9 protein-coding genes are annotated in these 7,791 nt (G+C 70.8%); 5 read left to right on the top strand and 4 right to left on the bottom strand.

Annotated features, from left to right (window positions below):
- The coding region (locus AC069K_RS25070; RefSeq protein ID WP_358990841.1) for a substrate-binding domain-containing protein at positions 1 to 501 on the top strand (501 nt) is incomplete at its 5' end.
- A gap of 69 nt (positions 502 to 570) precedes the next feature.
- On the opposite strand, the gene AC069K_RS25065 is transcribed toward AC069K_RS25070, so the two are convergent.
- Positions 571 to 1,053 (bottom strand): MarR family winged helix-turn-helix transcriptional regulator, encoded by a 483-nt coding sequence (locus AC069K_RS25065; RefSeq protein ID WP_358834599.1) that lies wholly within the window; start codon positions 1,051 to 1,053, stop codon positions 571 to 573.
- 116 nt (positions 1,054 to 1,169) lie between these two features.
- Here AC069K_RS25065 and AC069K_RS25060 point away from each other — a divergent pair, with 116 nt between their 5' ends.
- Positions 1,170 to 1,580: an organic hydroperoxide resistance protein gene (locus AC069K_RS25060; RefSeq protein WP_358834598.1), complete on the top strand. Its 411-nt coding sequence runs from the start codon at positions 1,170 to 1,172 to the stop codon at positions 1,578 to 1,580.
- A 113-nt stretch (positions 1,581 to 1,693) separates the two neighbouring features.
- Here the strand turns inward: AC069K_RS25060 and AC069K_RS25055 are convergent, their stop codons facing one another.
- Positions 1,694 to 2,095, bottom strand: a complete 402-nt coding sequence (locus AC069K_RS25055; protein WP_478620022.1) for a nuclear transport factor 2 family protein — start codon at positions 2,093 to 2,095, stop codon at positions 1,694 to 1,696.
- Between the two features lie 355 nt (positions 2,096 to 2,450).
- Between AC069K_RS25055 and AC069K_RS25050 the strand changes: the two genes are divergently transcribed.
- The gene (locus AC069K_RS25050) at positions 2,451 to 4,088 is read left to right on the top strand and encodes a M4 family metallopeptidase (protein ID WP_478620019.1); all 1,638 of its coding nucleotides are present in this window, start codon (positions 2,451 to 2,453) and stop codon (positions 4,086 to 4,088) included.
- A 65-nt stretch (positions 4,089 to 4,153) separates the two neighbouring features.
- On the opposite strand, the gene AC069K_RS25045 is transcribed toward AC069K_RS25050, so the two are convergent.
- The gene (locus AC069K_RS25045; RefSeq protein WP_365101580.1) at positions 4,154 to 4,345 is read right to left on the bottom strand and encodes a hypothetical protein; all 192 of its coding nucleotides are present in this window, start codon (positions 4,343 to 4,345) and stop codon (positions 4,154 to 4,156) included.
- Between the two features lie 450 nt (positions 4,346 to 4,795).
- On the opposite strand from AC069K_RS25045, the gene AC069K_RS25040 reads away from it, so the two are divergent.
- Together AC069K_RS25040 and AC069K_RS25035 are read left to right on the top strand one after the other, a co-directional pair.
- Positions 4,796 to 5,806 (top strand): isopenicillin N synthase family dioxygenase, encoded by a 1,011-nt coding sequence (locus AC069K_RS25040; protein WP_478620016.1) that lies wholly within the window; start codon positions 4,796 to 4,798, stop codon positions 5,804 to 5,806.
- Positions 5,807 to 6,220: 414 nt separating this feature from the next.
- Entirely contained in the window at positions 6,221 to 6,886 is a 666-nt protein-coding gene (locus AC069K_RS25035; protein ID WP_478620014.1) for a hypothetical protein, read from the top strand.
- 58 nt (positions 6,887 to 6,944) lie between these two features.
- Here AC069K_RS25035 and AC069K_RS25030 read toward each other — a convergent pair whose 3' ends face one another.
- Complete coding sequence (locus AC069K_RS25030; RefSeq protein WP_478620011.1) at positions 6,945 to 7,625, bottom strand: hypothetical protein; 681 nt, start codon at positions 7,623 to 7,625, stop codon at positions 6,945 to 6,947.
- Positions 7,626 to 7,791: the final 166 nt, after the last annotated feature.

The following is a 7,791-nucleotide window of genomic DNA, read 5'->3' as shown; positions in this document are numbered from 1 at the left end:
GGCAAGGAGTACGACACCAAGGAGTGGAAGCCGGAGAACGCCAACGCCAACATGGAGGGCGCGATCTCGGCCCTGGGCAAGGACAAGATCATCGGTGTCTACTCCGCCAACGACGGCATGGCGGGCGGCATCATCACGGCCCTCAAGGCCGCCGGCCTCTCCACCCTTCCCCCGGTCACCGGCCAGGACGCCGAACTCGCCGGAGTCCAGCGCATCGTCATGGGCGAGCAGTTCATGAGCGTCTACAAGCCGTACGTCCAAGAGGGTCCCGTGGCCGCCCAGATGGCCGTCGCCCTGGCCAAGGGCCAGCCGCTGACCATGATCACCAAGACGACCGTCGACTCCCCCACCCGGCAGGCCATCCCCTCCGTGATCATCCCGATCGTCTCCCTCACCAGGGCCAACATCAAGGAGACGGTCATCCGCGACGGCGTCTACTCGAAGGCCGAGATCTGCACGGCCAATGTGAAGGACGCCTGCGACGCGATGGGTCTGAAGTAGCCGCCGCGGGCGAGGCGGCGCGGTTCGCCGCGGCCGCCGGGTTCCCCGCGACCGCCGGGGCGCGGCGCTTCAGTGCGCCCGGTCCAGTGAGGTCGTGATCCGTCCGAGGAGCTGCTGGAGGGAGAGGACCTCCTCGACCGAGAGGCCCGTCGCGGAGAGGATCTTCAGGGGGACGGGCAGGGCGCGTTCCCGCAGGCCGGAGCCATCCTCGGTCAGGCGGACCGTCACCGAGCGCTCGTCCTCGGCGCTGCGCTCCCGGGTGACGAGGCCCGCCGACTCCAGCCGCTTGAGCAGCGGCGAGAGCGTGCCGGAGTCGAGCCGCAGCCGTTCGCCGATGACCTTGACGGGCTGCGCCCCGTGCTCCCACAGCACCAGCATCACCAGGTACTGCGGATAGGTCAGGCCCAGGTCCCTGAGCGCGTCCCGGTAGACGCCGCCGAAGGCGCGTGACGCGGCGTGCAGCGAGAAGCAGACCTGGTGGTCGAGGCGGAGGAGGTCGACGTCGGACGCCAGGGGCGGGTGCGACGCGGCGGGGGTCGACGAGGAGCTCATGCCACCAGGGTAGCGCCTCGGACGTCATTGAGTTGCGCACAATTTAGTTGTGTGCAACTCTTTGGGGCAGAGGAGAGCGGCAGCCGCTCACCACCGGACGGAAGAAGAGGCATCCCATGGACGCGCTGTACACCGCCGCCGCCACCGCCAACGGGCGCGAGGGCCGGGCCGTGAGTTCGGACGGCCGACTCGACCTGCCCCTGGCCATGCCCCCGGCGCTGGGCGGGAACGGCGAGGGCACCAACCCCGAGCAGCTCTTCGCCGCCGGGTACGCGGCCTGCTTCGCCAGCGCCATGGGAGCCGTCGGCCGTGAGATGAAGCTGGACACCAAGGACGTCTCCGTCACCGCCGAGGTCTCCATAGGCAAGGACGACACCGGCTTCGGCCTCGCGGTCGTCATGCGCGTCGAGCTGCCGGACGAGCTGGGCGGCGAGACCGGGCAGCGGCTGGTGGAGGCGACCCACGCCTTCTGCCCGTACTCCAAGGCGACGCGCGGCAACATCGAGGTCGAGCTCGTCATCGAGTGACCGACAGCGCGTGACCGGCGGTCGCGAGCCGCCGCCGACGTGTGAAGAGCCCGGGCCCGCGAGGAAAACCTCGCGGGCCCGGGCTCTTCGCGTACTCCCGCTCCGCGCGGCACTCAGCCGGCGGCCGCCTCCTTCCGGATGCGGTCGAACTGCGCTCCCATCGCCTCCGAAAGCGCCTGGGCCCCCGACAGCGGACGGACCATGACCGTGAAGTCGTCGATCAGGCCGTCCTCGTCGAAGTGGAGGAAGTCGCAGCCGTTGACCTCCAGTTCGCCGACCTTGGCCGTGAAGACCAGCGCCTGGTCGCGGCCGTCGGCGCCGACGATCTCCCGCACATAGCGGAAGTCGGTGAAGACCCGGCTCACGCCCCGCAGGATCGCCGCCGTGATCGCCCTGCCCGGGTACGGCTTGAACGCCACCGGGCTGGTGAACACCACGTCCCGCGCGAGCAGTTCCTCGATCGCGGCATGGTCACCGGACTCCACGGCCTCACGGAAGGCACTCGTCGTCGCCATCGCCGACCCCTCTTCCCTCGTCCCACATAGTCAACTTTTTTAATAGGTGCTGGCGACAGTAGTCATCTGCCTCGGCACGGTCCAGACCCCCGCAGGTCCTTTCACATCCACCAGGGTCACTTTCCGGCCACAACGGAACGTGACAGCCGGTTCACAGCTTGACGGGCGGCGACCTGGGACGCCCGAAATCCCTTGACCGGAAAGCCACTTCCCGTTCCGCCCCAGCTCAGCGCCCCTCGGATGCTTTCCGGTCATTGTGTGGACACCTCAATGACATGTACGCGCCCCTCCTGCAACGCTGTGCTCGCACGTGGCACCCGCACCCCCCACCTCCCCCTCAGAAAGGGACGCTCGCGTGACCTCTCGTATAACGCGTTCTACGCGCGTCGTCGGCCCCGTCGCCGCCGCCGCCCTGCTCGCCGCCGGTCTGACCGCCCTGTCCTCCGGATCCGCCGGCGCCTCCTCCCCCACGGCCGACGGCCCGTCCGCCCAGCCGCTCCGCCTCTCCGCCTCCCAGCGGGCCGAGCTGATCCGCGAGGCGAACACCACCACCGCAAAGACCGCTTCCGAACTGGGCCTCGGCGCCCAGGAGAAGCTCGTCGTCCGTGATGTGGTCAAGGACGCCGATGGCACCGTCCACACCCGTTACGAGCGCACTTACGCCGGACTGCCCGTCCTCGGCGGCGACCTCGTCGTGCACGAGACCAAGTCCGGTGCGACCGCCGGGGTGACCCGGGCGACCAGAGCCGCCATCAAGGTCGCCTCCACCACCCCCGCCCTCGGCACGGCCGCCGTCCAGCAGAAGGCGCTCACCGCCGCCAAGGGCGCGGGCGCCGCGAAGGCCACGGCCGACCAGGCGCCGCGCAAGGTGATCTGGGCGGCGAGCGGCACCCCGGTCCTCGCCTACGAGACGGTGGTCGGCGGCCTCCAGGACGACGGCACCCCCAGCCAACTGCACGTCGTCACCGACGCCACCACGGGCGAGAAGCTCTCCCAGTGGCAGGCCGTCAAGACCGGCACAGGCAACAGCGAGTACAGCGGCAAGGTGACCCTCGGCACCACCAAGTCCGGCTCGACGTACCAGCTCAGCGACTCCGCCCGGGGCGGCCACAAGACGTACAACCTCGCCCACAAGACCGGCGGCAAGGGCACGCTCCTGACCGACACGGACGACGTGTGGGGCAACGGCCTGGCCTCCAACACCCAGACCGCGGCCGTCGACGCACACTACGGCGCCGCTGTGACCTGGGACTTCTACAAGAACGTGCTGGGCCGCAACGGCATCAAGAACGACGGCGTGGCCTCCTACAGCCGCGTCCACTACGGCAACGCCTACGTCAACGCGTTCTGGGACGACAGCTGCTTCTGCATGACGTACGGCGACGGGACCGGCAACGCCGCCCCGCTGACCTCGCTGGACGTCGCCGGGCACGAGATGTCGCACGGTCTGACGGCGGCCACCGCCAACCTCCAGTACAGCGGTGAGTCCGGCGGCCTCAACGAAGCCACCTCGGACATCCTCGGCACCTCGGTGGAGTTCTTCGCGAAGAACGCCACCGACGTCGGCGACTACCTCATCGGCGAGAAGATCGACATCAACGGTGACGGCACCCCGCTGCGCTACATGGACAAGCCGAGCAAGGACGGCGGGTCCAAGGACGCCTGGGCCTCCGGCCTCGGCAACCTCGACGTGCACTACTCGTCGGGCCCGGCCAACCACTTCTTCTACCTGCTCTCGGAGGGCAGCGGCGCCAAGACCATCAACGGCGTCAGCTACAACTCGCCCACCTCGAACGGCTCCACGGTCACCGGCATCGGCCGCGACAAGGCCGTGCAGATCTGGTACAAGGCGCTCACCTCGTACATGACGTCGACGACCGACTACAAGGGCGCCCGCACCGCCACGCTCAGCGCGGCCGGCGCGCTCTACGGCGCGAGCAGCGCCGAGTACAAGGCGGTGAACGCGGCCTGGGCCGCGGTCAACGTCGGCTGACCCCCGCACACGGCCAGAAGAGGCGGGCGCTCACCCCGGAGGGGGCGGGCGCCCGCCTCGCCGTGTCAGAGACCCGCGCCCCGCATCGGCGCACCGCCGAAGAGGCTGCCGAGCAGGTGGCCCGCGAAGTTCAGACCCGCCTGCTCACGGGGCGTCAGATCGTTGGGCCCGTCGGTGGGCAGGGCGTGCGCGGTGCCCGCGGTGAGGCAGACCGCGGCGGAGAGGCCGGCGAGGACGACGGCGAGACGACGGAGCATGGGGGATCCCTTGGCTGGTGGACGGGCCGGCGTGCGGCTGGACGCGTACGACTCTCGCCAATGCGCGGCACCGGACGCGGGAGGCGGGGCTGGGGGATGCCCCGATCGGATGAGCAGACCGCGCCGAGTGGCGCGTCAATGTGGGGAAGGTCTCCTCCGCGACCGGGCGCCGCGGGCGTACGCTCAGGTCATGACTCTTCTCGTGATGCGCCGACACGTGGACTACGTGCGCGTCACGACCACGAGCTGTCGCCCGCAGGACTGACCCTCGCGGCCTTCGCGGCCATGGCCCGGCCCGGCTCCTCGCCCGCCCCGGCCCTCGCCCTTCGCCCACGGTCCTGTCGCGGTCTTCCGGTTCGGCGCACCCCTACGCCTCTCCGTCCCGGCCGTCCTCCCGCCAACCCCGGGGACAGGACCTCCGTACATCCCGGAACGGAAACGGAACCGCTCATGTCCAGCATCACCCTGCTTCCCACCTCCCTGCCCGTGGTCGACCTCGCGCAGGCGGACGACCCGGCCACGCGTGACGCCTTCCACGAGGGGCTGCACCGAGCGGCTCGCGACACCGGGTTCTTCCATCTCACCGGCCATGGCATCGACGCCGCCGAGTTCGCCCGCATACTCCGGCTGACCAGGGAGTTCTTCGCGCTGCCGGAGGCCGACCGGCTCGCCCTGAGCAATCTGCGCTCGCCGCACTTCCGCGGCTACACGCGCATCGGCCACGAGCTGACCGGCGGGCGTTCGGACTGGCGCGACCAGCTGGACGTCGGGGCCGAGCGGCCGGCGCCCGTGGTGGGCCCGGACGACCCGGCGTACCGCTGGCTGGAGGGGCCGAACCAGTGGCCCGACGCGCTGCCGGAGCTGCGTACGGTCGTGCTCGACTGGCAGGACCGGCTCGCGGCCGTCGCGCACCGGCTGCTCCAGGAGCTGCTCACCTCGATCGGCGCCCCGGCCGACTTCTTCGACGCCGCCTTCGCGGAGCGGCCGCACCTGCACACCAAGCTGATCCGCTACCCCGGCAGCGCGCCGGAGGGCGACGGCCAGGGCGTGGGCGCCCACAAGGACTACGGCTTCCTCACGCTGCTGCTCCAGGACTCGGTGGGCGGCCTCCAGGTCCGGCTCGGGGACGGCTTCGTGGACGTGCCGCCGCTGCCCGGCGCCTTCGTCGTCAACCTCGGCGAACTCCTGGAGATCGCGACCCGGGGCTATCTGTCCGCGACCGACCACCGGGTGGTCTCGCCGCCCGGAGCGGTGGAGCGGTACTCGGTGCCGTTCTTCTACAACCCGCGTCTGGACGCCCGTATCGACACGGTCCCGGGCGCCTATCTGGCCGACGCGCCGGGAGTGGCGCAGAGCGCGGACAACCCGCTGCACGCCGAGTACGGCCGCAACGAGCTCAAGGGGTGGCTGCGGGCCCATCCGCGGGTGGCGCGGCTGCACCACCCGGAGCTGGTGGCCTGAGCGCGTGTTTTCGGGGCGCCGTCCTCCCGCGGTCGGCGGCGCCCCGGAGGGAGCGGGGCCGTCTGCTCGGGGATAGACGGCCCGGCTCCGATTCCAGCTTGCGCCGCATTTCCGGGAAAAGCACCAGGTGTGCGACCACGTAAAGTGGCCAATTCGGCTGCGCCAGGGCGCCCTGTGGCGGGCGGGTCGGGCGGGGTGAACGTGGTCACCCGGCGTGACTGGGTGGGCCTGTCAGGGTGACGGACTACCGCGGCCGGCCTACCGCCGGGGTATGAGACGCCCCCCACTGCTACCCCTGAGGTTCATCCGGGTTCAACCCCCCGGTGAATGCCCGGAGTCGGCGGTGATTCCTAGGGTGTTCGGCACACCGGGGACAGCGGTCCTCGGGGGAACCCCAGGGAAGGGAACGAGTCCATGACCACGGTACGGGGGAAGTCCAGGTTCGCGTACGGCGCCGTCGTCGCGATGGCCGTCGCCGGGATCGGCGCCCTGCCGGCGCAGGCCTCGCCGGCGCACGCCAAGACGGCACAGGAGCAGTCCGCCGCCTCCGCCACGAGCGCGACGAGCACCACCAGCGGCAAGGCCGCCGCGTCCCGCAGCTACACCTACCTCTCCTTCAAGATCAACAAGAAGGACACCTCCAACTCGCGGCTGAGCCTGGTGTACGTCCAGGTCGTCAACCCGGACAAGGTCCGCACGTACACCGTGAAGACCTGGCGTGCCGGGTCGGGGACGGGCAGCACCAACTCGTGCCTGAAGAACCGCGGCGTGCTGCCGAAGGGCGACTACAGGATCCGCTCGTTCGAGGCCCACAAGGACGGCGGGAAGGGCGGCATCCACGGCCTGGCCTGGTACATCGGCGAACACCTCTGCAAGCCCCACGGGGTGAAGCGGGACGCGCTGTTCGTCCACAGCGAGATGCTGCCCAACGGCAAGCAGGGCAAGACCGAGCCCTACCGCTGGGACGGCAACAGCGACTACAAGTCCAACGGCTGCATCAAGCTCAAGCCGTCCGACGCCCGTGACCTGGCCGGCTTCCGGTCCAACTACCCGCACCCGGGGAAGCTGTACGTGTCGTAACCGCGGCGCGCGCAGGGGCCCCCGCCGGCACCGGCCGACGGGGGCCCTTCGGCGCGTGTCAGCCGCCGACGAACTCCTCGGCGCCGTACCGCACCTGGGCCTTGTTCCAGTCGACGCCCAGCTCGGCCACGAACTTCCGGGCGAGCGGGAGGTCGCCGAGGGGGGCGATGAGGACGAGGCGGCCGTCCCGGGCGGTGACCGAGCCGCCGCCGAGCTCGTCCCGGGCCTCGGGGTCCGCCACGAGCGCGTCGTGGAGCTCGCGCGAGGTCACCCCGCTCGCCTCGATGTCGACCGCGTTGGTCTCGGGCGAGGTACGCGGGAGGTGGCGGAAGGTCAGCACGGACTCCTGCCGGTACTGCTTGCGGATGATGTCGGCGAGGTGGTGCAGCCCGGCCGCGCCGACGTGGTTGACGTCGAACTCGCGTGAGCGCTCGTACGTCGCCTGCTGGAGGCCGGAGGACCAGAAGACGCCGTCCAGGAGGGTCGAGCGGCCCGCCCTCGCGCCATGGGAGCGGATGATGTCGCGGACCTCGTGGTCGAAGCGGACCAGCCGCGTCCTGAGCCGCGGGTCGTCGGGGTCGGTGATGGTGGCCGTGTTGTCCGTGGCGAAGATCTCGGCCGTCGCCGGGGCGTGTCCCGTCCCGCCCGAGGACGGGGCCGCGGCGGTCGCCGGGACCGCGCCCGTCACCACGAGGGTCAGCGCGCCGACCGCCGCGAGGGTGCCCAGCCGTCGTGTCATTCCCGCACTCCCTGGCCCGAGGCCCCGAGGGCCGTGTGCCGGTGCGTCGGCCGACGCACCGGAGATCACGGTAAGGGGCACGAGGGGGTGCCTTCCGGGATATGTACGCGTATGGCCGATAACCGATGGGGCGGCCACGCGGACCCAGGGCGTGTTGCGAAAGTCC

The sequence above is a fragment of the Streptomyces sp. NPDC043908 genome (genome assembly GCF_056435525.1).
The sequence above is the reverse complement of the archived record's forward strand: the minus strand, read 5'-3'. Positions and strand labels throughout refer to the sequence as shown.